The sequence below is a fragment of the Microbacterium sp. zg-Y1090 genome (assembly GCF_030246945.1).
In the GTDB taxonomy this organism is placed as follows: Bacteria; Actinomycetota; Actinomycetes; order Actinomycetales; family Microbacteriaceae; genus Microbacterium; species Microbacterium wangruii.
This window is the reverse complement of sequence record NZ_CP126742.1, coordinates 1,374,940-1,401,392: the sequence shown is the minus strand read 5'-3', so window position 1 is coordinate 1,401,392 and position 26,453 is coordinate 1,374,940. Positions and strand designations below refer to the sequence as shown.

Here is a 26,453-nt window from a genome sequence, read left to right as displayed (position 1 = left end):
GCCGATTCCCGCGCGCAGACCGCGCCGTGCACGGCAGGATGTCCTCATGACCCGACCGCTTCGCCGTTGCCGCACGACATGCTGACCGTCGCACAGGCACTCGAGGTGCAGCGCGAGGCTGCGCGTCACAAGGTGCAGGGCCTGCGCGCTCCCGCTCGGTTCGCCGTCTCGGGGATGCTCGCCGGCGCCTATCTCGGTATCGGCGTGGTGCTCATGATCAGCACCGCGGGTCCCCTGAGCGCCGCAGGCTCGGGCGCGGGGCGCCTGGTCAGCGGACTGGTGTTCGCCGCCGCGCTCACCCTCGTCGTCTTCGCCGGCGGCGAGCTGGCCACCTCGTCGATGATGACCCTCACCCAGGGCGCGCTCATGCGCGCAGTCGGAGCGGGGCGCGCGGCAGCCGCCCTCGCGGTCACGTTCGTGGCCAACCTCGCCGGGGCGGTGGTCTTCTCCATCGTCGTGGCCGGCGCCGGCATCCTGCATGCCGCGCCCGCCGCCGAGGCCATGCTCGCCGAGCTGCTCGCTGCCAAGGCCGGTGAGCTGCCCCACGAGCTGTTCCTCCGCGGCGTGCTGTGCAACGTGCTGGTGTGCCTCGCGATCTGGATGTGCGCGCGCCTGACCACCGACGGCCCGAAGATCGCCGTCATCCTCCTCGCGATCCTGGCGTTCGTGGCGTCCGGCTTCGAGCACGTCGTGGCGAACATGACCACGTACGCCCTCGGCATGCTGACCGGCGTGCATGACGCGACGTGGGCGGCCTTCGGCGCGAACATGCTGTGGGTCGGCTTCGGCAACCTCGTCGGCGGCGCGCTCATCGTGGGCGCGGCCTACTGGTTCATCGGCGGCTCGCCGCGCGTGCGCGCCGGCGACGCCCGCGCGCAGGCGGCGGGGGTCTCCGCTGCGGATGACTCCCTCTCCCCCCACTAGACTGTGGGGCACCCGCGGGAGTGGTGGAATCGGTAGACACGCAGGATTTAGGTTCCTGTGCCTTCGGGCGTGTGGGTTCGAGTCCCACCTTCCGCACGGACGGATGCTTCGGCATCCGTCGAGACTGACCGCCGCATCCGACCGACGGGGACTTCGTGCTTGAAACCGCACTGCACGCACCGACCGCGCTGATCCCTTGGCTGGATCCCGCGACGATCATCACGAACTCGCAGCCGTGGGCGCTGCTGGTGGTGTGCTTCATCGTCTTCGCCGAGACGGGCCTGCTGGTCGGGTTCCTGCTGCCGGGCGACACCCTGCTCATCATGGCCGGACTGCTGTCGCACTCCACCGAGGTCGCGCCCCATGGCGTCTTCGGCCTCAGCGCGTGGTGGGTGGCTCTGCTGATCGGCCTCTCGGCGTTCGTCGGCGGCGAAGCCGGCTACCTGATCGGCCACAAGGGCGGGCCGGCGGTGTTCGAGCGCAAGGAATCCGGCATCTTCAGCCGTCGCAACGTCGAGCGCACCAACGCGTTCTTCGAGCGCTACGGAGGGCTGACGATCATCCTCGCCCGGTTCGTCCCGATCGTGCGCACGTTCGCGCCGGTCGCGGCCGGTGTGGGCCACATGCCCTGGCGGCGCTACTCGCTGTACAACTTCATCGGCGCCGTCCTCTGGGGCTTCGGCCTGACGATGATCGGGTACGGCATCGGGTTCATCCCCTTCGTCGGCGACTTCGTGTCGGAGTACATCGACGTCATCCTCCTGGCCGCCGTCGCCGGCACGCTCGTCTTCGTCGTGTGGCACTACTTCGCCGAGCGACGCAAGGTCGCGCGCGAGGCCGCCGCCGGCGACGACGCCGTGACGGATGCCGCCGAGGCCGAGGAGCTGGTCCTCGACCAGGACGTCTTCGACGACGACATCGACGATCCCGACGGTTCCGCCGCGGCGCGCGGCTAGCTGGCCTTCTTCTTCGCCGTCGCCTTCTTGGCGGGCGCGCTCTTCGCGGGCGCCTTCTTGGCGGGGGCGCTCTTGGCAGGCGCCTCCTTCGCAGGCGACTTCTTCCCGGACGCCTTCTTGGCGGTCGACACCGCGGCCTTCTTCGGAGCCGGGGTCTCCGCCGGCTCGTCGCTCGTGGACGGCGCGTTGCCCCGCGCCGCCCGCGAGCGCTCGACGCTGGCACGCAGCGCTGCCATCAGATCGATGACCTCGCCGCCGGACTCCGGCTCCTCCGTCTCGCCGAAGGTCTGGGAGGTGTCCAGAGCATCGCCCTGCTCCAGCTTCGCGTCGATGAGTGTACGCAGTTCCTGCTGGTATTCGTCGGCGAAGTCTTCGGGGTCGAAGTCGGAGGCGAAGCTCTCGACGAGGCTGGCGGACAGCTCGAGCTCCTTGGCCGAGATGCGCACCGACTCGTCCAGCGACGGGAAAGACGCCTCGCGCACTTCGTCCGCCCACAGCAGCGTCTGCAGCACCAGCACGTCTCCGCGCACGCGCAGCGCAGCCAGGCGTGTCTTCTGCCGCAGCGAGAACCGCACGATCGCGGTGCGGTCGGTCTGCTCGAGTGTCCTGCGCAGCAGCACGTACGCCTTGGGTGAGGCGGAGTCCGGTTCGAGGTAGTAGGCCTTGTCGAGGGTGAGCAGGTCCACCTGCTCGCTCGGGACAAACTCGACGACATCGATCTCGCGGCTGCGTTCGGCCGGCAGCGACGCGATGTCCTCCTTCGTGAGCACGACCGTGCGGTCGCCGTCGTCGTAGGCCTTGTCGATGTCGGCGTAGGGAACGACCTCGCCGTCGATCTCGCAGATCCGCTGGTACCGGATGCGTCCGCCGTCGGCGGCGTGCACCTGGTGCAGCGGCAGGTCGTGGTCTTCCGTCGCGGAGTAGACCTTCACCGGCACGTTCACCAGTCCGAAGGTCAGCGCGCCCTTCCAGATCGCCCTCATGATCCCAGTGAACACCTGCCCCACCCGTCACGCCTAGAGCTTGCGCACTAGCCTGCTGACATGGCAGGTGAGGGTCAGCTCGTGCGCATCGACGGTCGCCGGCTGCGTCTGACGAACCTGGACAAGGTCCTCTACCCCGCCACCGGCACCACCAAGGGCGAGGTGATCGACTACGTCACCCGGGTCGCTCCGGCGATGATCCCGCAGATCACGGGGCGACCGGTCACCCGCAAACGGTGGCCCGAGGGTGTCGATGCCCCGTCTTTCTTCGCGAAGGATCTCGAACCGGGCGCGCCCGACTGGGTGAAGCGGATGCCGATCGCGCACTCGACCGGCGCGAAGGACTATCCGCTGGTCGAGGATCGCGCGACGCTCGTGTACCTGGCTCAGGTGGCGAGCCTGGAGTTGCACGTCCCCCAGTGGCGGTTCGCCCCCGATGGCGGCCGCGCTGCCGCCGACCGGATCGTGCTCGACCTCGACCCGGGCCCGGGAATGGGCTTGGCGGAGTGCGCGGAGGTCGCGCGGCTGCTCCGCGCGATCTTGACGGACATGGGTCTCGAACCGTACCCGGTGACCAGCGGCAGCAAGGGGATCCACCTCTATGCGGCGCTGCCGGGGACGCAGACGAGCGAGCAGATCACGATCGTGGCGCGGGAACTGGCCAGAGCCGTGGAGGCGGACCATCCCGACCTCGTCGTGAGCCAGATGGCCAAGGCGCAGCGCACCGGGCGGGTGTTCATCGACTGGAGCCAGAACAACGGCTCGAAGACCACGATCGCGCCCTACTCCCTGCGCGGTCGCGAACAGCCCACGGTGGCGGCGCCGCGCACGTGGGCGGAGCTCGACGACCCCGATCTGCGACACCTCCTGCTGGGCGAGGTGCTCGCCCGTGTGGAGGCGGGAGAGGACCCGATCGCCCCGCTGGGGTTCGCGGCGGGCGCCCGGGCATCGACGGCGGGGCCGCTGGCCACCTACATCGCCAAGCGCACGGCGGGAGCCACCCCCGAGCCCGTCCCGGCCAACGCGCTCGGCGGCCGTGCGGCCGGAGACGGCCTGCCCCGCTTCGTGATCCAGGAGCATCACGCCTCACGGCTGCACTGGGACTTCCGGCTGGAGCGCGACGGCGTGCTGGTCAGCTGGGCGGTGCCCAAGGGCGTGCCCGAATCACCGGACCGCAATCACCTCGCCGTGATGACCGAGGATCACCCGCTGGAGTACGCCGCGTTCGAGGGGGAGATCCCGCGCGGCGAGTACGGCGGGGGCACGGTCACGATCTGGGACGAGGGCGTCTACGATCTCGAGAAGTGGCGGGACGACGAGATCATCCTCACCGTTCACGGGAGGCCGGGCGGGCCACTCGGCGACGTGCGGCTGGCGCTCATCCGCACCGACGGAGCCGGCGAGAAGTCGACTTGGCTGATGCACCGGATGAAGCCCACCGCGGCCGGGGGCGCTGTCGCCGCCGCGCGCCCCCCGCATGCCGGCGCCCCGTCCGGCGCCTCAAAATCTCCGACACTCTTGATTCGTCATGTGAGTTCCGGCTCACACCACACCTCCGCGCATCGCCCCACGGCCGACGCCACCGCGCACCGCCCCCCGGCCGACGCCGACCGTGTGAGCGGGAAGTCACCCGGCGGGAATCAGACCGACGACCCGCTCGGCGAGGGTGTGAGCGAGGGCTCACCCGGTGATCGTGTGAGCGGGAAGTCACATGACGAATTGACCGGTGCCGTGGAGGGGGGCGCGGGCCCGAAACACACCGCGCCCGGCCACCGTGTGAGCGGGAACTCACATGACGAATCGAGAGGACAACGGAAATCTCGCGGGTCGGGCGAGGATGACGATGGCCTTGCGCGCACCACGGCTCGCCACGACGACGACCTTCGACCGATGCTGGCGACAGCATCGACCGCGGCGCGTGCAAAGGAGGCCGCCGGCCGGTGGAACGGCGGCGGGGCGTGGGCGGAGCTGAAATGGGACGGCATCCGGTCGCTCGGCGCCTGGGACGGCACGACCCTGCACCTGCGCGGCCGCAACGGAACCGACATCACCGCCCGGTATCCGGAGCTGACCGAAGCCGCGGCCGCCGCGTTCGGCCCGACGCCCGTCGTCGTCGACGGCGAGATCGTGGCCCTCGACGAGACGGGGCGGCCGAGCTTCTCCCTGCTGCAGAACCGAATGCACCTCACCGGCAGCCGGGACATCGCCCGTGAGGCGGCTCGCACCCCGACCGCCTGGTACCTCTTCGACGTCCTCGCCCACGACGGACGCGACGTGACGACCCTCCCGTTGCGCGATCGGCGCAGACTGCTTGACACCCTTCCCACCGCCCCGCCGCGGATCGACGTCCCGCCGGTGCTCGATGACGTCGACACCGCCCTGGCCACCGCGCGTCGACACCGTCTCGAGGGTCTCGTGGTCAAGGACCCCGCCTCGACCTACCGGCGCGGGCAGCGCTCAGAGCACTGGCTGAAGGTCAAGATCACGCACACGCAGGAGGTCGTCATCGGGGCCATCCGGCCGGGCAAGGGCGGCCGCACCGGGTCGATCGGCTCCCTGCTGCTCGGCATCCCCGGCCCCGACGGCCTGCAGTACGTCGGCCGCGTCGGCTCGGGGTTCAGCGACCGCACGTTGGCGCGGCTCGACGAGACTCTGACCCCGCTGCGCACCGACGCCGACCCGTTCGTCGGCATCCCCCGCGCCGACGCCTCCGACGCGCTCTGGGTGCGCCCCGTGACCGTCGCGGAAGTCGAGTACGCCGAGTTCACCCCGGGCGGCACGCTCCGTCACGCGCGCTGGCGCGGCCTGCGTCCCGACAAGACGCCGGACGAAGTGACGCGGGAGGAATGAGGGCGCACCGCCCACGTCTCACGCATGCGCGTCATGCTCGACGTGCCCGGCGGGCTCGAGCTGGAACGTCGAGTGCGCCACGTCGAAATGGTCCGACAGACAGGACTGCAGCCGGGTCAGGATCTCGGTCGCCGGTTCGCGGGCCAGGTAGGCATCGTCCACCACGACGTGCGCCATGAACACCGGAGCGCCGCGGGTGAGCTGCCACACGTGCACGTCATGCACGTCGACGACGCCGGGCGTATCGAGGATGTGCTGCCGGATCTGCGCGACCTGCACGCCCGCGGGCGCGCTCTCCCCCAGCACCGCTGCGACCTCCCGGAGGAGGGTCACCGCCCGCGGCACGATGAGTACGGCGATGAGCAGCGACACCAGCGCATCCGCCCGCGTCCACCCCGTGAAGACGATCACGACGGCGGCCACGATCACCGCCGCCGACCCCAGCAGGTCGCCCAGCACCTCCAGATACGCGCCGCGCACGTTGATGCTGCGCTTCTGCGCCGCGCCCAGCAGCCACAGCGAGATGGCGTTGGCGATGAGGCCGACCACGGCGACGAAGAGCATGAGACCGCCGGCGACCTCGGCTCCGGCGGGATCCAGCAGCCTGCGCACCGCCTCGACCGTGATCCCCACCGCCAGCGCCAGCAGGATGACGGCATTGATGAGGGCCCCGAAGACCTCCGCGCGCTGGTAGCCGAAGGTGGCACGCTCGTTCGCGGGGCGCGCGGCGACCGTGCTCGCGATGAGCGCGATGACCAGCGCGGCCGCATCGGTGAACATGTGTCCGGCGTCGGCCAGCAGCGCCAGCGACCCCGACAGCAGGGCGCCGACCACCTGCACGACCAGCACGACCGCGGTCAGCGCCAGCGACATCGCGAGCAGGCGCCGATTGCCGGCGCCGCGGATGCCGCGGACGGGTGCGTGGTCGTGCATGCCTCCACGCTACGTCCGCGACGACGCCGCCGGACCCCCATCAGCGCTGTCGGGAATGAGACCCGTTCTCAGGCCTCGAGGTCCGCCAGCAGCGGCGTGAGCGCGGCGAACGCGCGCGCGCGGTGCGAGGCGGCGTTCTTCTCCCCCGCCGACCACTCGCCGACCGTGCGCTCCTCGTTTTCGGGCTGGTCGGCGGGGATGAAGATCGGGTCGTACCCGAACCCTCCGTCACCGGCGGGAGCCGTCGCCAGGCGACCGTCCCAGACGCCCTCGACGACGTGCTCCGCGCCCCCGGGGAGCACCAGCGCGATCGTCGAGACGAAGTGCGCGGTGCGGTGCGGGTCGGCGATGTCGCTCAGCTGGTCCAGCAGCAGTTCGAGGTTCGCCGTGGCATCCTTCGCGTGTCCCGCCCAGTACGCGGAGAAGACGCCGGGCGAGCCCCCGAGCACGTCCACGCACAGCCCGGAGTCGTCGGCGAGGGCGGGCAGGCCGGTGTGCGCAGCGGCGGCCCGCGCCTTGATGAGGGCGTTCTGGGCGAACGTGACGCCGTCCTCGACCGGCTCGGGGCCGTCGTAGCCGACGACCTCGAGGTCGGGGCGGGTCGCCCGCACGATCGACTGGAACTCCTCGATCTTGTGCGGGTTGTGGGTGGCCAGCACGACGCGGCCGCCGGGCAGGGCGCTGCCGGCGCTCACTGCGCCGGCGCTTCCAGCGCGGCCGCCTGCAGGTCGCGCAGGTCGGCGCAGCCGGCCACACCCAGTTCGAGCAGCGCATCGAGCTCGCGCTTGTCGAACGGTGCACCCTCGGCGGTGCCCTGCACCTCGACGAACAGTCCACGGCCGGTGACGACGAGGTTCATGTCGGTCTCGGCGCGCACGTCCTCGACGTACGCCAGGTCGAGCATGGGCTCCCCGTCGATGATGCCGACCGACACCGCCGCCACCGAGTCAACCAGCACCTGCGACCGCTGCGCGATGAACTTCTTCTCCCGGCCCCACTCGATCGCGTCCGCCAGCGCGACGTATGCGCCGGTGATCGCCGCGGTGCGGGTGCCGCCGTCGGCCTGCAGCACGTCGCAGTCGATCACGATCGTGTTCTCGCCCAGCGCCTTCGTGTCCACGACGGCGCGCAGCGCGCGACCGATGAGGCGTGAGATCTCGTGGGTGCGACCGCCCACACGGCCCTTGATCGACTCGCGGTCATTGCGCGAGTTCGTGGCCCGCGGGAGCATCGCGTACTCGGCGGTGACCCAGCCCTTGCCCTTGCCGGTGAGCCAGCGTGGCACCCCGTTGGTGAAGGACGCCGTGCACAGCACCTTGGTGCCACCGAAGGAGATCAACGCCGATCCCTCGGCATGGGCGCTCCAGCCGCGCTCGATGGTGACGGGACGCAGGTCGTCGACGGCGCGGCCGTCGGCTCGGATGATGTCGCTCATATCTCTCCAGGGGGTGGGCGGACCCGGGGGTCAGCGGGGCAGGTCGATGGCGCCGGTCTGCACCAGGCGCACGGAGCTGACTTCGCGCCCCATGAGTCGGTGCGCGAGACGCAGGAAGTCGTCGGCCGAGGTGCCGGTGGCCTGGTAGTCGTGTTGCGCGATGGCGGTCGTCGAGGCGAGCAGGTCGCGCGAGACCAGCTGACGGTAGACGTCCTTCGCGGTCTCGGTGTCGCTGGAGACCAGCGACACCTCCGGTCCCATCACGTAGCTGATGGCGCCCTCGAGGAACGGGTAGTGCGTGCACCCGAGCACGAGGGTGTCGACCGCCGCGTGACGCAGCGGCGCGAGGTACTCCTCGGCGACCTCCAGCACCTCGGGAGTGTCGGTGATGCCGGCCTCGACGAAGTCCACGAAGCGCGGACACGCACGGGCGGAGACCGCGAGCCTCTCGTTGACCTCGAGCATGTCCTGGTAGGCGCGGGAGCCGATGGTGCCCTCCGTGCCGATCACGCCGATGCGGCCGTTGCGGGTGGTGGACATCGCGGTGCGCACGGCAGGGCCGATGACCTCCACCACCGGGACGTCGTAGCGCTCACGTGCGTCGCGCAGCACGGCCGCAGAGGCGGTGTTGCAGGCGATCACGAGCATCTTGACGCCCTCGTCCACCAGGGTGTCGAGCACTTCCAGCGAGTAGCGGCGTACGTCGGCGATCGGCTTGGGTCCGTACGGCGAGTGGGCGGTGTCGCCGAGATACAGGATCGACTCCCGCGGCAGCAGCGCCGATACGGCGCGCGCCACGGTGAGTCCGCCGACGCCGGAGTCGAAGATTCCGATCGGGGCGTCGTTCACGTCCCCCAGCCTACGCGAGCGCCTGGATAGGCTGACCCCATGAGCGTCGCGCCCCCCAGCACCGCACTGTTGACCGACCGGTACGAGCTGACGATGCTCGACGCCGCGCTGCACGACGGGTCGGCCGATCGCCGCTGCGTCTTCGAGCTGTTCGGCCGCCGCCTCCCGGGCGCGCGCCGGTTCGGCGTCGTGGCGGGAACCGGGCGTCTGCTGTCGCTGCTGCAGGACTTCCACTTCGGCGACGACGAACTGCGCTACCTGCGCGACAACAGAGTCGTGGATGCCGCCACCGTGGCCTTCCTGGAGGACTACCGGTTCAGCGGCACCATCACCGGCTACCGCGAGGGGGAGGTGTACTTCCCCGGGTCGCCGGTGCTCACCGTCGAGGGAACGTTCGCCGAGGCCGTCGTGCTGGAGACGCTCGCCCTCAGCGTGCTCAACCACGACTCCGCCGTCGCCAACGCCGCCGCGCGCATGAGCATCGCCGCGGGCGACCGGCCGCTCGCCGAGATGGGCTCGCGCCGTGCCGGCGAGAACTCCGCCGTCGCCGCCGCCCGCGCGGCCTACATCGTCGGATTCGGGGCGACCAGCAACCTCGAGGCCGGGCGCACCTGGGGTATCCCCACGATGGGCACGGCGGCGCACTCCTGGACGCTGCTGCACGATTCCGAAGAGGATGCCTTCCGTGCGCAGATCGACGCACTCGGCATCGACACCACCCTGCTGGTGGACACCTACGACATCCGCCGCGGCGTCGAGACGGCGATCCGTGTGGCGGGCACCGGGCTCGGCGGCGTGCGCATCGACTCCGGCGACCTTCCCACCGTCGCCGCCGAGGTGCGCGCGCAGCTCGATGCGCTCGGCGCGACCGAGACGAAGATCACCGTGACCAGCGATCTCGACGAGTTCGCGATCGCCGCGCTGGCGGCATCCCCCGTCGACTCCTACGGGGTGGGGACGTCCGTCGTCACCGGCTCCGGCGCGCCGACGGCGGGCATGGTCTACAAGCTCACCGCGCGGCAGGGGTCCGACGGATCATGGGTCGCGGTGGCGAAGGCATCCACCGACAAGGGGTCCAAGGGCGGCCGCAAGGCCGCGTTCCGCACCCTCGATCGCGGGGTCGCCACAGCCGAGCTGATCGCCGTGGCCGACGGTTTCGAAGAGGTCCCCACCGCCGCCGACCACCCGGAGGCGCGGGCGCTGCAGGTCACGCTCGTCGACGGCGGAGACGTGGATGCCGCCTACCTCGGCGCCGCCGGGGTGGGCGCCGCCCGCGAACATCACTTCGCCGTGCGGGAGGAGCTGCCGGTGCGCGCCCTCGCGCTCAGCAGGTCCGACCCCGCCCTCCCGACGCGATTCGTCGACGTCGGGTGAATCGCAGCCGGCGTCAGGTGTTCAGGGACTCGTAGATCTCCTTGCACGCGGGGCAGACCGGGAACTTCTCCGGGTCGCGGCCCGGAGTCCATTTCTTGCCGCACAGCGCGCGCACCGGCTTTCCGGTGAGGGCGGATTCGAGGATCTTCTCCTTCTTGACGTAGTGGGAGAAGCGCTCGTGGTCGCCGGGCTCGATGTTCTCTTCTCGGATGAGCTCCTCGAGCTCACGGTCGAGGGTCGCGAGACCCCCCTGGTCGGGGCTGTCGATCGGCGTGCTCATGGTCAGCCATTCTATCCGGGGCGCCCGGTGCGGGGCGGATCAGGTCGCTTCGGCGAATTCCATCAGCCTGCTGCTGCGCCGGTCGAAGATCGCGCCGCCCAGCAGCACGCCGGCAACGAGGATGACCACACCGACGCCCGCACCGGCCCACAGCGCGCGCCACGCCTCCCCCGGGTCCACCGTGAGCGCCAGCCAGCCGAACCACAGGGCGGGAGCGGCCGCGACGAGCGCGCCGACGAGGACGACGCCCTGCGAGAGGGAGCCGCCGGTGCGCTGCGGCTGCTGGAAGGGGCTGTCGCCCGGGCGGGTGACGGCGTACGGCGCCGCCGCGGAGGCGATGCTCGACAGTCCCAGTCCGGAGAGGAACAGCGCCGCGCACACACCCGCGAGTGCGGGCATGACAGCTCCGTCGCCGTGGGCCCAGATCGCCAGCGGCACGGTGACCGCCAGCAGCGGCACGCCCACCAGCAGCACCGGGACCAGTCGCCCCAGCCGATCGGCGGCGCCGCGCACCGCGCCGGCGATGTGCATCCACACCGCCGTGGAGTCATAGGCGAGATCGTTGTGCGGCAGCCAGCCGAGGAAGAGCGCCATGAGGGGCACCGGCACCAGAGCGATGACCTCCGTCGGCACGCCGACGATCGCCAGCGGCACGATCGTCAGCGCTGCGGCCACCGGGATGACCGCGACGTTCACGAGATAGCGGCGGTCGCGGGTCCAGTACACGAGACTCCGGGCGGCGACGGCCCCGGCGGGCGTGCGCGGTGTCATCGCGAACCAGCCCAGTCCCCCGCCCTCGCGCACCGTGGCCGGCCGGGGCGTGGTGGTGAGCATGCGCCGGACCAGCAGGTACCAGCATCCGGCGAGCACCGCGAGCGTGCCCACCGCCACGAGCACGGGCGCGACGACGTCCTCCGGCGTGCCGGCCGCGGCGCCGGCGATGCCGAGGCCGGCGCCGAGCGGCGACAGCGCCAGGCCGCGCACGACGTCGGCCAGCGGCGTCGGCACCTGTCCGTCCCAATCGAGGGAGGCGACGAAGACCACGGCAGGGACGACGAAGACGAGCAGCGCCAGCAACAGGATGCCGGTGAGCTCTCGGGAGCGGCGTTCGTTGAGCACGACGTCGGCGACGGCGAACGAGATGCGGGCGAGCAGCACGGTGGTGGCGAGCCACAGCAGCACCGCGACGACTCCCAGGCCCCACGCGACGCCGTGCGCGTGCCAGACGACCACGACGCATGCCGCGATGGGCAATAGGGCGATGACCGGCAGGCTCACCGCCCCGGCGAGGGCGATGGCGGCAGCGAGCGGGCCCGGTCGCGTGGCCAGGACGGCGAACCGCCGGGGATCGAGCGGGTCGTCACCGCCGGCGACGAGGGGACCCAGCGCGAAGGAGAGGGTGATCGCCGAGCCGGCGAGCACCGTGATGGTCGTCGCCACGGCGTCGGGCGCCTCGCGCAGGGTGAGCAGCGCGGCGCACGCCGCGGCGACGCCTGCCGCCAGGAGGATCAGCCCGCCCGTCATGCGCGCGCGGTGCGATGCGTCGCCGCGCAGCGCTCCGACCAGCAGCGCGAACCTCAGTCGGAGAACGTGTGCAACCACTCCAGGCCTTCCACATCGCTCAGCCCGCCTGCCAGCTCGACGAAGCGCTGTTCGAGGGTGAGCTCGCCGCGCACCTCGTCGACCGTGCCTTCGGCCAGCACCTGTCCGGCCACGATGACGGCGACGCGCGTGCAGACCCGCTCGACGAGCTCCATGCCGTGGCTGGAGAGGATCACGGTGCCGCCGTGGGCGACATAGGCGCCGAGGATGTCGAGGATGACGGCGCTGGAGACCGGGTCGACCGCCTCGAAGGGCTCATCGAGCACGAGCACGCGAGGCGAGTGGATCATCGCCCCCGCGAGCATGATCTTCTTCGTCATACCGCCGGAGTAGTCCGACACCGGCCGCGAGAGGGCGTCGGTGAGGTCGAACGCACGTGCCAGGTCTGCTGCCCTGCTGTCGGCGACGGGACCGGGAAGACCCCGCAGCAGGCCGTAGTAATGCAGCAGCTGGCGGCCGGTGAGCCGGTCGAAGGTGCGCAGCCGATCGGGAAGCACGCCCAGCAGCCGCTTGGCGGCGACGGGGTCGGCTGCGGCGTCGATGCCGTTGACCTTGACGCTGCCGCGGTCGGGACGCAGGAGCCCCGCGATCATCGACAGCGTGGTGGTCTTGCCGGCGCCGTTGGGACCGACGAGGCCGTAGAACGCGCCCGCCGGAACGGTGAGGTCGATGCCGTCGACCACCGCGACACCGCCGAACACCTTCGTCACGCCGCGCAACCGCAGAGCGGGCACGGCGTCGTCCGCGTCGGCGCGCACGTCACCCTCGAGGGAGGCCATGACGGATTCGACCGCGTCGGCACCGGCGACGGAGGTGTCCTCCGGATCGTCGAGCGGCGCGCCATCGTCCGCCTCGGGGGCGGCGCCGGGCTCCGGCTCGGCGGTGGGCTCAGGCTCCACGATCGGCTCAGGCTCAGGCTCCGGCTCAGGCTCGACGATCGGCGCGGGCTCGACGATCGGCTCGGGTTCCACCGCGGGAGCGGGGGCGACGACCGATGACACGGCCGCGCGGTGCTCGGCGATGCGAGCCGCAACGGCGGCCGCCGATTCGGCAGGGCGGGGTGGCAACGTGGCGGGCACCGCCGCGCGGGCCGCTTCGGCCGCCGGGATGGGCGGCAACGGCGGACGCGGAGGCAGCGGCGGCGGGGCGGGGACGAGCGGCGCGACCGCGGCGGCTGCCGGCTTCCGGCTCGCTGCAGAGCCGCGCGGACGGGGCTTGCGCGGCTTCGCCGCAGGCCGCCCTCCCGAACGCTCCACGTCGTTCTGCGCCGGAACGTCATCCGGAGCAGGGTCGTGGGGCAAGGGCAGCGACGCTGTCACCCGACCACGGTATCAAGCAGATCCGACCTCGACGCGGTCGAGCCTCGGATCGGTCATACTTCGTCCGATTTGTCACGAAACGACAACGGCGGCCGGGTATTCTGCCCCTTCTCAGGTGCCCTCGCTACCATTGACCAGGCACAAAGGGGTGTCCTCTCTGTCAACCGACAGTGAACACAGACTTCAGGAGCAACCCCGTGACTCTTCAGACCGTGATCCTCGCAGCCGGCATGGGCTCGCGACTCGGACGCAGCCTGCCCAAGCCGCTCACCGAGCTCAGCGACGGCCGCAGCATCATGCAGCAGCAGCACGACAACATCCGGGCGGCCTTCGGCAAGACCGCTCGCATCACCACCGTCGTCGGCTACCGCGCCGAGACGATCGTCGAAGCCTTCCCCGACGTCGACTACGTGTACAACGACCGCTACGACCAGACCAACACGTCGAAGTCGCTGATGCGGGCGCTGGCCGCCACCGGCAAGGGCGGCGTGCTGTGGATGAACGGCGACGTGGTGTTCGACCCGCGTGTGCTCGGCCGCGCGATCGCCCTGATCGAGGCCGACCGTTCGTTCGTCACCGTCAACACCGCCAAGGTCAGCGACGAAGAGGTCAAGTACACCGTCGACGCCGCCGGCTACATCGCCGGGCTGTCCAAGACGGTGACCGGCGGCATCGGCGAGGCCGTGGGGATCAACTACATCTCCGCCGGCGACAAGCGGGCGTTCATGCGCCAGCTCGCCCGCGTCGATGACCAGGACTACTTCGAGCGGGGCCTGGAGCTGGCCATCGCCGAGGACGGCGTGCGCCTGCAGCCGCTGGACATCTCCGATCTCTACGCCGTCGAGGTGGACTTCGCCGAAGACCTGGAGCGCGCGAACCTCTTCGTCTGACCTTCGCAAGCCGGTGCGTCCCTCCAGGCGGCGTGCATAGGATTCTGCGCATGGCCGACGAGAAGGTGCATCGCATCCACACGCTCGCCGACGATGCGCCGTGGGCGGCAGGTTCGCTCCCCACGGCCACCGTCGACAACCCCCTGCTCGTGCGGATGCTCGACCGGGTGCTGGCGATCCAGCGTCCCGCGGTGGTGGCGCACCTGCGCAGCATCCGGCTTCGGCATCCGGATGCCGGGACAGCGGAGATCGCCCGCATCCTGGAGCGGCGCTACCTCGCCGCGGTCACCGGGGGCGGCGCGACCGTGGGCGCGACCGCCGTCGTTCCCGGCATCGGCACCGGGGTCACCCTCGCACTCGGAGGCGTCGAGACGCTCGGGTTCCTCGAGGCCACGGCGCTGTACGCCCAATCGATGTCCGAGCTCCACGGCATCCCTGTGGACGACCCGGACCGCGCCCGTGCGCTCGTCCTCACCCTCATGCTGGGGCGCGAGGGCATCGATCTGGTCTCCCAATTGGCCGGGCAGGCCGCGGGCAAGGGGGTCACGCGCGACAAGTACTGGGGCGAGATGATCACCAAGACGCTCCCCCGCGCCGCCGTCGGCCCTCTGGTGGACCGGCTGAAATCCACGTTCGTGCGCCAGTTCGCCGCGAAAGGCGGAGCCTCGGTGCTCGGGAAAGCTCTTCCGTTCGGCATCGGAGCGGCTGTGGGCGGCACCGGCAACCACATCCTCGGCCGCCGGGTGCTCGCCAATGCCCGCCGCGGCTTCGGCGCACCGCCGGCGACGTACCCCCCGGAGCTGGAACCCAAGGAGGGTGCCATCCGGCTGGAGCACGCGGCCCTGAGGGGTGCTCGCCGCGCCGGCGGCGCCCTCGCCGCCGCCGGCAGCGGTGCCGCGCACGGCGTGCAGTGGGCGGCTCGGCGCGTGGGCGGCGTTGTCCGTCCCGGCCGACGCGCGATCGAGCGCCGCTCGGACACCGGCGACGACCCCGCGGGGGCAGCAGCCGCGCTCGACGCGGACTGACCCGTCGCGCCCGGTCGGGCGCACAATGGAACCATGGGAATGTTCATGCAGCGCCCGGAGGAACCCACCGAGTGGGCGGGGCTCCCCGGCGAGCCCCTGGTGCCCACCGCGCCGAGCACCTCGGTCGACGCGGATGAGCTGCCCGATGCGCTCGCCCTCGTCGAAGGCGGCGCCGTCGCCTCGGTGGAGATCCCGGTCGATCCACGCCTGTGGGACATCGCCGGCGGCTCCGACTCGGGCGGCGACGGCGACTGATCCCCGGCCGGGCGCGCCTCTCGACAGCATCGGGACACCCCAATACGCTCGCGGGCATGGACAGCACGCTGGCGAGCCTCGCTGCCTGGATGCCGCGTCAGCGCTGGTACGCCGCCAAAGGCCGCACGCCGCACCTTCGCCACGTCGCTTCGTGGGAGATGCCCGGCGACGAGCCGGGCGTGCGCGCGCGCACGCTCATCCTCACCGACGAGGGCACGCTGCCGGCGATCTCGTACCAGGTGCCCGTCGTCTCCCGCCCCACGGAGACCGTGCCCCATGGCCAGGCCGCGCACGTGATCGGCCACCCCGAGCCCGGGACCACGCTGATCGATGCTCCGCATGACCCCGCATATTCGTCGGCGCTGCTGCAGCTGATCACCCGCGGCGGCACGGTGCGGGCGGGCCGCACCGTCGCGGTCGGGCACCCGTCGGCATCCTCCCCGCACCTCGGTGCGGCTCTGGAGGCGCACCGTGCCGCTGTGCTCACCGGGGAGCAGTCCAACACGTCGGTCTGCTTCCGCTTCGCCGACGGCGCACCGCCGATCATCTGCAAGATCTACCGGCAGCTGCAATCGGGCACCAATCCCGACATCGAACTGAACAACGCGCTCAGCGACGCACGCTCCCCCCATGTCCCGCGCGCGGTCGGATGGCTGGAGTGCTCGTGGACCGACGCCGGCGCCCCGAGCCGGCTCACCGGCTCACTGGCGTTCGCTCAGGAGTTCCTCCCCGACGTGGAGGACGCGTGGCGGCTGGCGCTGCGCTCTGCGGCGGAGAGCGGCGACTTCTCCCGGCCCGCCTTCGACCTGGGCGCCGCCACCGCCGATGTGCATCGCTCGCTCGCGCACCTCTTCCCCACGGCTCCCGCCACGGCGCTCGACCGCGCCGCCATGCGGGATGCCTGGCAGCGACGCCTGTCGACGGCGATCGCCGAGGTTCCGGCACTGGTCGACGCGCGCCGCGCGATCGAAGCCGTGTACGACCGCGCGCTCGACGTCGAGTGGCCGCCCCTGCAGCGCATCCACGGCGATTACCACCTCGGTCAGGTGCTGGCCGTGCCCGACCGCGGCTGGGTGCTGCTGGATTTCGAGGGCGAACCCATGCGCGCCATGGCAGAGCGCACCGCACCCGACCTGGCACTGCGCGACGTCGCCGGCATGCTCCGCTCGTTCGAGTACGTCGCCGGGTCGGTGCGCATCGAACACCCCGACCAGACCGCCGCACTCCGGGACTGGGCGGACAACGCCCGGGACGGGTTCCTCGCCGGCTACGCCGACCGCGCCCGCCCGCGGGCGAAGATCACGGGTGCGCTGCTGAACGCCCTCGAACTGGACAAGGCCGTCTACGAGGCGGTGTACGAATCCCGCTCGCGGCCCACCTGGCTCACGATCCCGCTGCGCGCGGTCGAACGGCTCGTCACCGCATCGTCCGCGCGCTGACTCACACGCCGTCGTCGAGTTCGGCGTCGTCCTGATCGTCGTCCACCGGGTCGCCGGCGGTCAGCGCGTGCCACCGGTCCCATTCGTCCATCAGCTGCCGGATCGCTGCATGGAACCGCTCGGTCGCCGCGCCCGGTGTCGTGTCGCCGAAATAGTGCCGCACCCACTCCCGCAGTCGCGCGGCGGCGTCGGGATCGGAGAGCACCCGGTCGGCTTCCGAGACGATACGGCCGGCCGATGCGGCATCCAGCCACTCGCAGGCAGAGAGATAGCCGTGGGTGTCGATGCTCGCCCGAGGGTCCGCCGGGCGCGTCACCAGCAGGGGGCGGTCGGCGGCGAGCCGGTCGTACACCATGGCGGAGATGTCCACGACGGCGACATCCGCCGCGGCGAGCTGCCAGCCGAGATCGGGTCCGTCGTCGTACACGTGCGCAGCGGTGGGGTCGGCGGCATTGGCGGCGGCGATGGCGGCGATGATGCGCGCGTTCGCCGCACCGTACTCGTGGTCGACCACACCCGAGCGGGGATGCGGGCGGTAGATCAGCCGATGGGCGGGGCTGGCGAGCACCGCCTGCGTGAGGGCCTCGCCGTGCGTCGCGATCGAGCCGTAGTGGGCCGATGGCCGGTCGCCCTCCCACGTCGGGGCGTACAGCACGACCGTGCGGTCGTCGGGCGTGTACGGCAGCGTCCCCGAGTAGTGGTCGGCCTGCGGGCGGCCGATCTCGATCGTGCGGCGTTCGATGTCGTAGTCCCACAGCACCCGCGCCAGACGCTCCCGCGCGGCGTCACCGGCCACGAGCGCGTAGTCGTAGGCCTTGAACTGGTTGGTGGTCATGTACATCTTGTCGGACTCGCCGTGGTTGATGAACACATGCCAGCGCCGCCCGTAACGGAACATCTGGAAGTTCCGGGTGTTCTGGTTCACGTACAGCACGACGCGGATGTCCTGGTCGGCGATGACGCGCTCGAGGTCCCGCACCGTCGGCACGAACGCGACCGGCAGCGCGCCGTCGGCCAGCAGCGCCTGCGCGCCGGTGGCGGCCCGACTGAGCACCACGACGGGCCAGTGCGCCGACAGCTCGGCCAGCGGCTTGTACCACTGCCGCATCTGGTACATGTTGACCGCACCGTCGGCGAAGTACACGGCGACGCGGTAGTGCATCGACGGATGCCGTCCGCGGGCAGCCAGCTCACGGCGCGCCGCGATCGCCGCCGATCGGTTCTCCAGCGCCCGGCGCAGCAGAGCCACGGCCTTCCGTCCATCCGTCACGACACCCACGTCTCCAGCCTACGTCGCGGCGCATGACATGATCGACTGATGCACGTCGACGCCACCCGCAGCGGAAAGGACGCCCCTGCGGTCGCCGCGGACGCAGGCGTCACGTTCGTGATGCCGGTGCTCAACGAGCGGGCGTACCTCGAGCGCGCGACGCGCACGGTGCTCGATCAGGACGTCGACGGGCGGCCCGTGGAACTGGTGCTCGCGCTGGGGCCCTCCACCGACGGCACCACCGAGCTCGCACGGCAGCTGGCGGCCGCCGACCCGCGCATCGTGCTGGTCGACAACCCCGCCGCCGACATCCCGGTCGGGCTGAATCTGGCCATCCGAGCCGGGCACCATCCCACCATCGTGCGGGTCGACGCCCACTCCGAGCTCACCCCCGGCTACACCCGGCGCGCGCTGGCGACGCTCGACCGGGTGCGCGCCGCCAACGTCGGCGGCATCATGCGCGCCGACGGGCGCACCCCCTTTCAGCGCGCGGTCGCACGCGCCTACAACTCCCCCATCGGCCTGGGCGGCGGCGCGTACCACAGTGGCGGCGACGAGGGCCCCGCCGAGTCGGCGTACCTCGGCGTCATGCGCCGGGCGGTGCTGGAGGAAGTGGGGATGTTCGATGAGAGCATCCGCCGCGGCGAGGACTGGGAACTGAATCTGCGCATCCGCAACGCGGGCTACCGCGTGTGGTTCGATCCCGAGCTGGCGGTGACCTACTGGCCGCGCGAGAGCTGGACGCGCCTGGTGCGGCAGTTCTTCGCGACGGGCACGTGGCGCGGCGAACTCGTGCGCCGTTACGGCCGCCGCAACTCGCTGCGCTACTTCGCCCCGCCCGTGCTGGTCGTGCTCACCACCCACGACGCCGTCCTGGCCGTGCTGCAGCTGACCGGCGTGGTCACCGGCTGGGTGTCGCTGGTGGCCTCGGTGCTCTACCTGCCGCTGGCGGCCTATGCCGCGCTCGTCATCGCCGTCGCCGCGGGGTCCGGAGGGGGCACGGGCTGGCGCGACAAGCTGTGGACGCTCGCGGTGCTCCCCACGATGCACCTCGCCTGGGGCGCAGGCTTCATCCGCGGCGTGCTGCGCGGCGCCAAGGACACCGTCGACACCTCGCGCCTGGGCACCCGGAACACCCCGCTGCCCTGACCGACGCCGGCGCGCTCCGCCCGTCAGCGGTCGATGAACCCCTGGTCCAGCAGCCGGGCGACCACCCGCTCCGCCGCGTGACCGTCGTCGCGGGGGTTGAACCGGGCTCGCCAGGCGGCGTAGGCCTCGGCGTGGCGCTCGGTCGCCCCCTCATCGGCGAGGGCGGCCACGAGCTCATCCGCGGTGCGCACGACGGGGCCGGGCGCATGGGCGACCAGGTCGAAGTAGAAGCCGCGCAGTTCGCCGCGGTAGTACTCCAGGTCGGGCACCAGGAAGTACATGGGCTTGCCCGTGACGCTGAAGTCGAACATCACCGACGAGTAGTCGGTGATGAGCGCGTCCGCGGCCAGCAGCAGCTGCGCGGTGTCGGGGAACGCGGTGACGTCGATGACACGCGGACCGGTCGCGTCGCGCCCGGGCAGCAGGGTGCGGGAATGTCCGCGCACCAGCACGACGGCGTCGGATCCCGCGGCCAGCTGAGCCGGGTCGACGAAGTCGACCATCTGCTCCCGGTCGTCACGCCAGGTGGGGGCGTACAGCAGCACCCGCTCACCCGGCGAGATCCCCAGCGTGCGCCGGGTCTCGGCGCCGTCGCCGGTGACGAGCATGTCGTTGCGCGGATAGCCCTCCACCCACACCGGGCGGGTGAGGAACGCGTAGGCCTTGGTCATGATGCGCGCGGCATACGGGTTCTGCGCCAGCAGCACGTCCCACCGTCGGGACTCGCGCACGACCGCGACGGCACGACGCGGGTCGAACCCCGGTCGATGCAGTGCCAGGCGCTTCAGCGGCGTGCCGTGCCAGGTCTGCAGCACCCGCTGACCGCGGCGGCGCACGTACCGGCGGCGCAGCCAGTCGTTGACCACCAGCAGGCGCGACGCACCCCGGGCGCGCCACCACTGGGGCGAGCCCTCCACGACGGCGACGGCCCCCTCGGGAACCACCACCGACAGGTCCACGACGCTCCAGTACCGCGTCACCCCGGGAGCGACCCGCGCCAGCTCCCGGTCGATCGCCAGCGGATTGCAGCTGGCGTTGCGGCCGTAGAAGCTCTCGAAGAACACCGCGTTCTCGAGGTCGTCCCCCGGCCGCGTGACGTAGCGACGCTCCAGCGCGGCCTGGCCCTCACCGGAGTCGTAGGCGGGATCCACGGGAGGCCCCACCCGCAGCACCGCTGCGTCGAGCTCCGCGCGGAGCGTGCCGAGCATGGTCAGCGGCACCGCCGCGGTGGCATCCAGCCTCTCGCCGTCCGGCCCCGTCACGACCACGTCGTACAGCCCCGACGGAAGCGGCAGCTCCGGACCGCCCCAGCGCGCCGCCTGCAGCGCGAAGACCGCGCGCCAGGTGGTTCCGCGCCCGGTGAGCCGGGCGGTGACCCGCGCCCGCGGCCCGATCAGCTCGGCCCGCTGCGGGCGCGCGCCCGTGCCGCTCAGCTCGAGGGTCGCGCCGTCCTGGGCGAAGAGGCGTGCTCGGATCATGCCGGTCCTTTCGATCGTGACGACAGCGCCGCCCGGATGACCCGGTGGACCCGTGCGGTGTTGCCGCCGTCGTGGTAGGCGTGTACGCGCGCGCTCAGCCGCTCGGAGCGCGCGATCCGCTCGGCGCGCGCCGCCGGATCCGCCAGCACGGCGGCCAGCTGGCGACACACGGCGTCCCAGCCCTCGGCGGGATCGGGTCCGGCGACGTCGGCATAGGTGCCGTAGAACCCGCGCCGGGCGGCGTAGGCCGCTTCGTCGGGTGCGAGGAAGAGCACCGGCAGCGGAACGAGGCCGGCGTCGTAGGCGAGCGAGGAGTAGTCCGTGATGAGCACGTCCAGGCCGGGAAGGGCCGGTGTGACGTCCGGCATCCGGTCCACCCCCATCATCCGCACCCGGTCGGAGTCCGCCGGCGGCGTGTAGCGTCCGGCGCCGAGATGGTGGGGCCGCACCAGCAGCACGGCGTCGTGCTGCTCGAGGACGTCGACGATCCGACGCCACTCCTCGGGCCGCGGGATGGAGGGATCCGCGTCGCCATCGCGCCACGTGGGGGCATACAGCACGCATCGGGAGACGGCGCCGAGCGGGCCGGTCGCCGCCGCGATGAGGCGGCGGCCGTTCTCCCTCCGCACGGCGGCCGTTCCCGCGGAGAGCACGTCGACGCGGGGCTCGCCGGTGACCACGACGCGGCCGTCGGGCAGCGCGAAGGCCGACTCCAGACGCCCGCGCACGAGCTCGGATGCCGCGGGCAGCACGCGGATCCCCGCCGCCGCCCGCCGGTACATGATGCGCAGCACCGCCCGGACGGCGCGCGAGCGGGGCAGGAACCGGCTGCGCAGCGTCTCGGGTGAATCCAGCCCGATGCGCTTGAGCGGGATGCCATGCCACAGCTGCACCACGAACCCGCCCGCCACGGCGTAGCGGTTGACGTCGCCGAAGCCGTGCGTGACCACGATGACCCGTGCTCTGGCGGTGAGGAGGAAGCCGCGCAGCGAGTGCTTCGGGGCGAAGCGGATGCCGAGGGCGCGCGCCTGGTCGGCCTCGGCGGGCGTGCCGGTCAGCCAGGTGGCGTCGGCGCCGTGGCGGTCCACGGCCTCCTGCCAGAGCGCCCAGCCCCCGTCGGCGAGGCCCGCGGCGGAACCGAACACCCAGCGATCGCGCGTGCGAGGGATCATCAGCGTGAAAAGTCGCCCCGCCGCGTATACCGGGAGGCGGGCGAGCTTGCCGGCGTTGCCCGCGCCGAACGAGAAGGACGCCACCCCGCGAGCCTATCGCGGGGTGGCGTCCGAAGACCGGTCAGCTCAGTCGGTGAGTTCGCCCAGCGTGACCTCGGTGGTGCGGGTCTCACCGTCGCGGATGTACGTGAGATCCACCGTGCTGCCGCCGGCGACACCGCGCACCTGGGCGGTGAGGTCGGTGGCGTCCGTGATCGGGAGGCCGTCGAACCCGGTGACGATGTCTCCCGAGCGCAGGCCGGCCTCTGCGGCCGCGCCGCCTTCGGTGACCTCATCGATGTACGCGCCGGTGGTGGTGGCGCCCTCGATGCTCGCGGCCGGGGCGACCATGGCGCCCAGCAGGCCGTGCGTGGCGGCACCGTTCTCGATGATCTCGTCGGTGATGCGCTCGACGATGTCGGACGGGATCGCGAAGCCGACGCCGATCGAGCCCGACTCGCTGCTGGAGCCGGCGGTCGCGATGGCGACGTTGATGCCGATCAGCTTGCCCTCGGAGTCGACCAGCGCGCCGCCGGAGTTTCCGGGGTTGATGGCGGCATCCGTCTGCAGCACCGAGATCGAGATCGTCGAGGTCGCCTGCTGCGGCGCGCCCTGACCGAAGTCGAAGTAGAACGGGCCTTCCTGGTCGTCCGGCGCCTGCTCGGTGCCATCGCCCGGGGTCTCGGGCGCGGCCGACGAGGCGATGGAGATGGAGCGGTTCAGCGCGCTCACGATGCCGGTGGTCACGGTGTTCGACAGGCCCAGCGGGGCGCCGACGGCCACTGCCTCGTCGCCGACGTTGAGCTTGGCGGAGTCGGCGAACTCGATCGGGGTGAGCCCGGAGGCATCCTGCAGCTTGATCACGGCGAGGTCGTACATCGGGTCGAGCCCGACGATCTCGGCGTCGTACACGCGGCCGTCAGCGGTCGTGACCGACAGGGCGGCGTCGGAGGTGGCGCCGTCGAGGGTGACCACGTGGGTGTTGGTCACGACGTAGCCGTCCTCGCTCAGCACGACGCCCGAGCCGGTGCCGCCGGACGAGTCCGAGTTCGCGGAGATGGTCACGACGCTCGGCACCACCTTTGCGGCGATCGCGGTGGTCTGGTTGACGCCGCCCGGGTCGTTGACGGTGACCGACGCGGGGCCGGTGGCGGTCACGGGCTGCGAGGCGTTCCAGATGTTCACGCCGGCGTAGGCGCCGCCGAGCCCGGCGGTGCCGCCGACGAGGGCGGCGGCGACCATCAGCGCGGCGACGGAGCCGGCGCCCATGCGGGTCTTGTTCGACGCCGGAGCCGGCGCACCGGGCGCACCGTAGGTGGCCGATGACTGCGGAGCGGCGCCGTACGGCTGCTGCGCGGAGGCGGCGGGGCCGAACGGCGGGACGCCGTACCCGGACGGCGCGCCGGGGTTGCCGGGGTGCCCGGCGCGACCGGGGTCGGCCGGATAGGTCGGCGCCTGCTGCGCGGCCTGTGCCGCGGGCTGGGTGGGAACGGGGGGAAGCGGGGAGGCCGGCTGGCTGCCGGCGGGGGTCTCGTCGGGGCGGATGCCCTGGGTGTCGCTCATGGGAACTCCTTCTGACGTGCAGAACAAGGATGGCGTCCGTTGCTGTGTGTAGGGTATGCCCCGGTTGGGATGACCCTATGCGTGTAGCGTGTGCGGGGTGCGAGAGATTCCCGGTGCCTGGCGCCGTGCCGCGCGAGGCGCGGGACTTCTGACCGACGACGGCACGGCCGTTCCCACCATCTTCGCCGAGATGAGCGCGCTGGCAACCCATACCGGCGCCGTGAACCTCGGTCAGGGGTTCCCGGACGAAGACGGCCCCGCCGAGGTGCTGGACGCCGCCCGCGAGGCCATCGCCCAGGGCGTGAACCAGTACCCGCCGGGTCGCGGCACGCCGGAGCTGCGCGAAGCGATCGCCGAGCACCAGCAGCGTTTCTACGGCCTGCGGCTGGACGCCGAGCGCGACGTGCTCGTCACCGCCGGCGCCACCGAGGCGCTCGCCGCGGCGCTGCTGGCCCTCATCGACGGACCCGACGACGAGGTGGTCGTCTTCGAGCCCTTCTACGACAGCTACGCCGCGTGCGTGGCTCTGGCCGGAGCGAAGCTGGTGACGGTGCCGCTGCGCTGGCCCGACTTCCAGCCCGACCCCGAGGACCTCCGCCGCGCCGTCACCGACCGCACCCGGGTCATCCTCGTCAACGATCCGCACAACCCCACCGGGGCGGTGTTCGGCCGCGACACGCTGGACGAGGTGGTGCGCCTGGCCGAGCGTCATGACGCCCTCATCCTCACCGACGAGGTCTACGAGCACCTGGTCTTCGATGCCGTCCACGTCCCGATCGCGACGCTTCCCGGTGCGTGGGAGCGCACCCTCACGATCTCGTCGGCAGGGAAGACCTTCGCCACCACGGGGTGGAAGATCGGTTGGATCTCCGGTCCCGCCGACCTCGTCGACGCCGTGCTGGCCGTCAAGCAGTTCCTCACCTACGTCAACGGCGCACCCTTCCAGCCCGCGATCGCGACGGGGCTGCGGCTGCCCGACGCCTTCTTCGCCGGAGCCGCGGCGACGATGCGGGCGAAGCGGGATCTGCTCGGCGCCGGGCTTCGGACCGCGGGCTTCGCCGTCTCGACGCCGCACGGCTCCTACTTCACGGTGGCGGATGCCGCGCCGCTGGGTGCCGCGGACGCGGCGACGTTCTGCCGGGAGCTGCCCGAGCGCGCGGGCGTCGTCGCCATTCCGCTCACCGCCTTCGTGACGCCCGGGCACCGGGCCGACTACGCCACGCTCGTGCGCTTCGCCGCCTGCAAGCGCACCGAAGTGCTCGACGACGCCGTCGCCCGCCTGGCGGCGCTGGCGCGCTGACTCGGCCCGACCGTCAGTCCCGAGGGACGACCCGGAAGCGCCGCAGCGCCAGCGCCGGGTTGACCCTGCGCACCCGGGCGACCATCGCCTGCTCCACGTGCGCCACCGCGACATCGGTGCCCGTGCCGACACCGGCGATCTGCACGCCCTGCGGGTCGATGACGATCGAGTGACCGACACCGAGGGGCGGCGGGTGGTCGGCGGCGGCGACGAACACGGTGTTCTCGATGGCGCGGGCTGTCAGCAGCGTGCGCCAGTGGTGCTCTTTGAGCGGGCCGCGCACCCACTCCGCCGCCACCAGGATGGCGTCGGCGCCGGCATCCACCAGCAGGCGCGCCACTTCGGGGAACCGCAGGTCGTAACAGGTCATGAGGGCGAAGCGCATGCCGTCGACGGTGAACGTCTGCGGTTCGCCCTGCTCCCCCGGCGCCACCCAATCCGACTCCCGCTGGCCGAACGCGTCGTACAGGTGCAGCTTGCGGTACCGCGCGCGCACCCCATCGGCATCCACCGCGACGACGGTGTTGTGCACGCGTCGCCCGCCGTCGGCCTTCTCGAGCATGCCTGCCGCCACCGTGAGGCCGTGCCGCGCGGCGATGGCGCTCAGCGCCGAGGTGAACGCACCGTCCACCTCCTCGGCGTGAGCGGCCAGCGAATCGTCGAAGGGGTCGACGAAGTACGACGAGTACTCCGGGAACAGCACGAGCCCGGCCCCGCGCTCACGCGCACGGGCGGCGAGCCGATCGATCTGGGCGAGGTTCGCTGCGGGATCGGCAGTCGGTCCGAACTGCGCGACGGCGACGCCGATCGACACCTCGCTCATCGACTCCGTCCTTCCCTGCGCACCCGCACCACCAGTGGCACCACGATCCACAGCATCACGATCACCCCGCCCAGCGCGAGGCCCACGATCCATGATGCCGCCTGACCGAGCACGACGTCGAAGACGAAGGTGACCACGCCCACCAGCAGGAGCGACACCGTCAGCAGAGAGGTCAGCAGCGCAAGGTGCCCGTAGGCGACCACGGTGCCCTTCGCGCGCTGCCGGAAGAGGAACCTGTGCAGCGCCACGGGCGCCAGGGCGACGATCGCGCTCAGCGCCGACAGCGCGATGAGCACGAGGTAGAAGCTGCGCTGCCCGGTGTCGAGGTCGCCGAACGCGGGCTGGAAGGCGAGAGCCAGCAGGAACCCCGTGAGGATCTGTGTTCCTGTCTGCAGCACGCGCAGCTCCTGCAGCACTTCGCTCCAGTTGCGGTCCGCGCGCTCGGCGGGTGACTCATCGCGGCCGTCGGGCGCGGTCGGCCGCGCGTCCATCGGGGTGTCGGACATGCGATCATCCTGGCGACGCCGCCGCGGAGCGGCAAGCGG

General features: G+C 71.8%; 24 protein-coding genes and 1 tRNA gene. 11 read left to right on the top strand and 14 right to left on the bottom strand.

Annotated elements, in window-relative coordinates:
* Positions 1-78 precede the first annotated feature (78 nt).
* From QNO26_RS06580 to QNO26_RS06570, 3 genes are all read left to right on the top strand, one after another.
* Positions 79-924, top strand: coding sequence for a formate/nitrite transporter family protein (locus QNO26_RS06580; RefSeq protein ID WP_257531215.1), 846 nt, complete (start codon positions 79-81; stop codon positions 922-924).
* Between the two features lie 14 nt (positions 925-938).
* Positions 939-1,020, top strand: a tRNA-Leu gene (locus QNO26_RS06575).
* A gap of 59 nt (positions 1,021-1,079) precedes the next feature.
* Positions 1,080-1,880 (top strand): DedA family protein, encoded by an 801-nt coding sequence (locus QNO26_RS06570; RefSeq protein WP_374679364.1) that lies wholly within the window; start codon positions 1,080-1,082, stop codon positions 1,878-1,880.
* On the opposite strand, the gene ku is transcribed toward QNO26_RS06570, so the two are convergent.
* Positions 1,877-2,863 carry a non-homologous end joining protein Ku gene (ku, locus tag QNO26_RS06565; RefSeq protein ID WP_257531217.1) on the bottom strand — a complete coding sequence of 329 codons (987 nt, stop codon included), beginning with the start codon at positions 2,861-2,863 and terminating at the stop codon, positions 1,877-1,879. The two genes, QNO26_RS06570 and ku, sit on opposite strands and share 4 nt — an antisense overlap.
* 60 nt (positions 2,864-2,923) lie before the next feature.
* Between ku and ligD the strand changes: the two genes are divergently transcribed.
* Entirely contained in the window at positions 2,924-5,713 is a 2,790-nt protein-coding gene (gene ligD / locus QNO26_RS06560; protein WP_257638330.1) for a non-homologous end-joining DNA ligase, read from the top strand.
* A gap of 18 nt (positions 5,714-5,731) precedes the next feature.
* Here the strand turns inward: ligD and QNO26_RS06555 are convergent, their stop codons facing one another.
* The 4 genes from QNO26_RS06555 to murI all read right to left on the bottom strand — a co-directional run bounded on the left by QNO26_RS06555 (position 5,732) and on the right by murI (position 8,930).
* Complete coding sequence (locus QNO26_RS06555) at positions 5,732-6,646, bottom strand: cation diffusion facilitator family transporter (RefSeq protein ID WP_257531221.1); 915 nt, start codon at positions 6,644-6,646, stop codon at positions 5,732-5,734.
* Positions 6,647-6,714: 68 nt separating this feature from the next.
* A complete protein-coding gene (gene rdgB, locus QNO26_RS06550) occupies positions 6,715-7,341 on the bottom strand; it encodes an RdgB/HAM1 family non-canonical purine NTP pyrophosphatase (RefSeq protein WP_374679363.1) in 627 nt (208 codons plus the stop codon).
* Positions 7,338-8,081, bottom strand: coding sequence for a ribonuclease PH (rph, locus tag QNO26_RS06545; RefSeq protein WP_257531223.1), 744 nt, complete (start codon positions 8,079-8,081; stop codon positions 7,338-7,340). The genes rdgB and rph overlap by 4 nt, the downstream gene beginning before the upstream one ends.
* A gap of 30 nt (positions 8,082-8,111) precedes the next feature.
* Positions 8,112-8,930, bottom strand: coding sequence for a glutamate racemase (murI, locus tag QNO26_RS06540; protein WP_257638329.1), 819 nt, complete (start codon positions 8,928-8,930; stop codon positions 8,112-8,114).
* A 39-nt stretch (positions 8,931-8,969) separates the two neighbouring features.
* Between murI and QNO26_RS06535 the strand changes: the two genes are divergently transcribed.
* Positions 8,970-10,304 (top strand): nicotinate phosphoribosyltransferase, encoded by a 1,335-nt coding sequence (locus tag QNO26_RS06535; protein ID WP_257531227.1) that lies wholly within the window; start codon positions 8,970-8,972, stop codon positions 10,302-10,304.
* 13 nt (positions 10,305-10,317) lie between these two features.
* On the opposite strand, the gene QNO26_RS06530 is transcribed toward QNO26_RS06535, so the two are convergent.
* Genes QNO26_RS06530 through QNO26_RS06520 form a run of 3 tightly spaced genes read right to left on the bottom strand, consistent with a single transcriptional unit; the run spans position 10,318 to position 13,505 of the window.
* Positions 10,318-10,584, bottom strand: coding sequence for a DUF3039 domain-containing protein (locus tag QNO26_RS06530; protein WP_257531228.1), 267 nt, complete (start codon positions 10,582-10,584; stop codon positions 10,318-10,320).
* A 39-nt stretch (positions 10,585-10,623) separates the two neighbouring features.
* Positions 10,624-12,186, bottom strand: coding sequence for a hypothetical protein (locus QNO26_RS06525; protein WP_257531230.1), 1,563 nt, complete (start codon positions 12,184-12,186; stop codon positions 10,624-10,626).
* Entirely contained in the window at positions 12,162-13,505 is a 1,344-nt protein-coding gene (locus tag QNO26_RS06520; RefSeq protein ID WP_308495331.1) for an ABC transporter ATP-binding protein, read from the bottom strand. Before QNO26_RS06520 ends, QNO26_RS06525 begins: the two co-directional genes overlap by 25 nt.
* Before the next feature lie 197 nt (positions 13,506-13,702).
* Here QNO26_RS06520 and QNO26_RS06515 point away from each other — a divergent pair, with 197 nt between their 5' ends.
* Genes QNO26_RS06515 through QNO26_RS06500 form a run of 4 tightly spaced genes read left to right on the top strand, consistent with a single transcriptional unit; the run spans position 13,703 to position 17,114 of the window.
* Positions 13,703-14,395: a phosphocholine cytidylyltransferase family protein gene (locus QNO26_RS06515; protein ID WP_257531232.1), complete on the top strand. Its 693-nt coding sequence runs from the start codon at positions 13,703-13,705 to the stop codon at positions 14,393-14,395.
* Between the two features lie 50 nt (positions 14,396-14,445).
* A complete protein-coding gene (locus QNO26_RS06510) occupies positions 14,446-15,420 on the top strand; it encodes a hypothetical protein (protein WP_257531234.1) in 975 nt (324 codons plus the stop codon).
* A 33-nt stretch (positions 15,421-15,453) separates the two neighbouring features.
* Positions 15,454-15,675 carry a hypothetical protein gene (locus tag QNO26_RS06505; RefSeq protein WP_257531236.1) on the top strand — a complete coding sequence of 74 codons (222 nt, stop codon included), beginning with the start codon at positions 15,454-15,456 and terminating at the stop codon, positions 15,673-15,675.
* A 56-nt stretch (positions 15,676-15,731) separates the two neighbouring features.
* Positions 15,732-17,114 carry a maltokinase N-terminal cap-like domain-containing protein gene (locus QNO26_RS06500; protein ID WP_257531238.1) on the top strand — a complete coding sequence of 461 codons (1,383 nt, stop codon included), beginning with the start codon at positions 15,732-15,734 and terminating at the stop codon, positions 17,112-17,114.
* A 1-nt stretch (position 17,115) separates the two neighbouring features.
* On the opposite strand, the gene QNO26_RS06495 is transcribed toward QNO26_RS06500, so the two are convergent.
* A complete protein-coding gene (locus QNO26_RS06495; protein WP_257531240.1) occupies positions 17,116-18,393 on the bottom strand; it encodes a CDP-glycerol glycerophosphotransferase family protein in 1,278 nt (425 codons plus the stop codon).
* 39 nt (positions 18,394-18,432) lie between these two features.
* On the opposite strand from QNO26_RS06495, the gene QNO26_RS06490 reads away from it, so the two are divergent.
* Positions 18,433-19,533, top strand: a complete 1,101-nt coding sequence (locus QNO26_RS06490; protein ID WP_257638328.1) for a glycosyltransferase family 2 protein — start codon at positions 18,433-18,435, stop codon at positions 19,531-19,533.
* Between the two features lie 23 nt (positions 19,534-19,556).
* Here the strand turns inward: QNO26_RS06490 and QNO26_RS06485 are convergent, their stop codons facing one another.
* The 3 genes from QNO26_RS06485 to QNO26_RS06475 are packed head-to-tail and all read right to left on the bottom strand — an operon-like array spanning position 19,557 to position 23,785.
* Positions 19,557-21,011 (bottom strand): CDP-glycerol glycerophosphotransferase family protein, encoded by a 1,455-nt coding sequence (locus tag QNO26_RS06485; RefSeq protein ID WP_257531243.1) that lies wholly within the window; start codon positions 21,009-21,011, stop codon positions 19,557-19,559.
* Positions 21,008-22,267 carry a CDP-glycerol glycerophosphotransferase family protein gene (locus QNO26_RS06480; RefSeq protein ID WP_257531245.1) on the bottom strand — a complete coding sequence of 420 codons (1,260 nt, stop codon included), beginning with the start codon at positions 22,265-22,267 and terminating at the stop codon, positions 21,008-21,010. The genes QNO26_RS06485 and QNO26_RS06480 overlap by 4 nt, the downstream gene beginning before the upstream one ends.
* 42 nt (positions 22,268-22,309) lie before the next feature.
* The gene (locus QNO26_RS06475; RefSeq protein ID WP_257531247.1) at positions 22,310-23,785 is read right to left on the bottom strand and encodes a S1C family serine protease; all 1,476 of its coding nucleotides are present in this window, start codon (positions 23,783-23,785) and stop codon (positions 22,310-22,312) included.
* A 97-nt stretch (positions 23,786-23,882) separates the two neighbouring features.
* Here QNO26_RS06475 and QNO26_RS06470 point away from each other — a divergent pair, with 97 nt between their 5' ends.
* Positions 23,883-25,085 (top strand): pyridoxal phosphate-dependent aminotransferase, encoded by a 1,203-nt coding sequence (locus QNO26_RS06470; protein ID WP_257531249.1) that lies wholly within the window; start codon positions 23,883-23,885, stop codon positions 25,083-25,085.
* A gap of 13 nt (positions 25,086-25,098) precedes the next feature.
* On the opposite strand, the gene QNO26_RS06465 is transcribed toward QNO26_RS06470, so the two are convergent.
* Positions 25,099-25,908: a carbon-nitrogen hydrolase family protein gene (locus QNO26_RS06465; RefSeq protein WP_257531251.1), complete on the bottom strand. Its 810-nt coding sequence runs from the start codon at positions 25,906-25,908 to the stop codon at positions 25,099-25,101.
* Entirely contained in the window at positions 25,905-26,414 is a 510-nt protein-coding gene (locus QNO26_RS06460; RefSeq protein ID WP_257531253.1) for a DUF6328 family protein, read from the bottom strand. Before QNO26_RS06460 ends, QNO26_RS06465 begins: the two co-directional genes overlap by 4 nt.
* Positions 26,415-26,453 lie beyond the last annotated feature (39 nt).

Excerpts from the sequence above, each read along its gene's own strand:
- QNO26_RS06530 (WP_257531228.1), bottom strand. The coding sequence starts at position 10,584 with ATGAGCACGCCGATCGACAGCCCCGACCAGGGGGGTCTCGCGACCCTC.
- ligD (WP_257638330.1), top strand. The coding sequence starts at position 2,924 with ATGGCAGGTGAGGGTCAGCTCGTGCGCATCGACGGTCGCCGGCTGCGT.
- ku (WP_257531217.1), bottom strand. The coding sequence starts at position 2,863 with ATGAGGGCGATCTGGAAGGGCGCGCTGACCTTCGGACTGGTGAACGTG.
- QNO26_RS06500 (WP_257531238.1), top strand. The coding sequence starts at position 15,732 with ATGGACAGCACGCTGGCGAGCCTCGCTGCCTGGATGCCGCGTCAGCGC.
- QNO26_RS06460 (WP_257531253.1), bottom strand. The coding sequence starts at position 26,414 with ATGTCCGACACCCCGATGGACGCGCGGCCGACCGCGCCCGACGGCCGC.
- rph (WP_257531223.1), bottom strand. The coding sequence starts at position 8,081 with ATGAGCGACATCATCCGAGCCGACGGCCGCGCCGTCGACGACCTGCGT.
- QNO26_RS06485 (WP_257531243.1), bottom strand. The coding sequence starts at position 21,011 with ATGATCCGAGCACGCCTCTTCGCCCAGGACGGCGCGACCCTCGAGCTG.
- QNO26_RS06475 (WP_257531247.1), bottom strand. The coding sequence starts at position 23,785 with ATGAGCGACACCCAGGGCATCCGCCCCGACGAGACCCCCGCCGGCAGC.
- QNO26_RS06510 (WP_257531234.1), top strand. The coding sequence starts at position 14,446 with ATGGCCGACGAGAAGGTGCATCGCATCCACACGCTCGCCGACGATGCG.
- QNO26_RS06490 (WP_257638328.1), top strand. The coding sequence starts at position 18,433 with ATGCACGTCGACGCCACCCGCAGCGGAAAGGACGCCCCTGCGGTCGCC.
- QNO26_RS06555 (WP_257531221.1), bottom strand. The coding sequence starts at position 6,646 with ATGCACGACCACGCACCCGTCCGCGGCATCCGCGGCGCCGGCAATCGG.
- QNO26_RS06535 (WP_257531227.1), top strand. The coding sequence starts at position 8,970 with ATGAGCGTCGCGCCCCCCAGCACCGCACTGTTGACCGACCGGTACGAG.
- QNO26_RS06505 (WP_257531236.1), top strand. The coding sequence starts at position 15,454 with ATGGGAATGTTCATGCAGCGCCCGGAGGAACCCACCGAGTGGGCGGGG.
- QNO26_RS06465 (WP_257531251.1), bottom strand. The coding sequence starts at position 25,908 with ATGAGCGAGGTGTCGATCGGCGTCGCCGTCGCGCAGTTCGGACCGACT.
- QNO26_RS06580 (WP_257531215.1), top strand. The coding sequence starts at position 79 with ATGCTGACCGTCGCACAGGCACTCGAGGTGCAGCGCGAGGCTGCGCGT.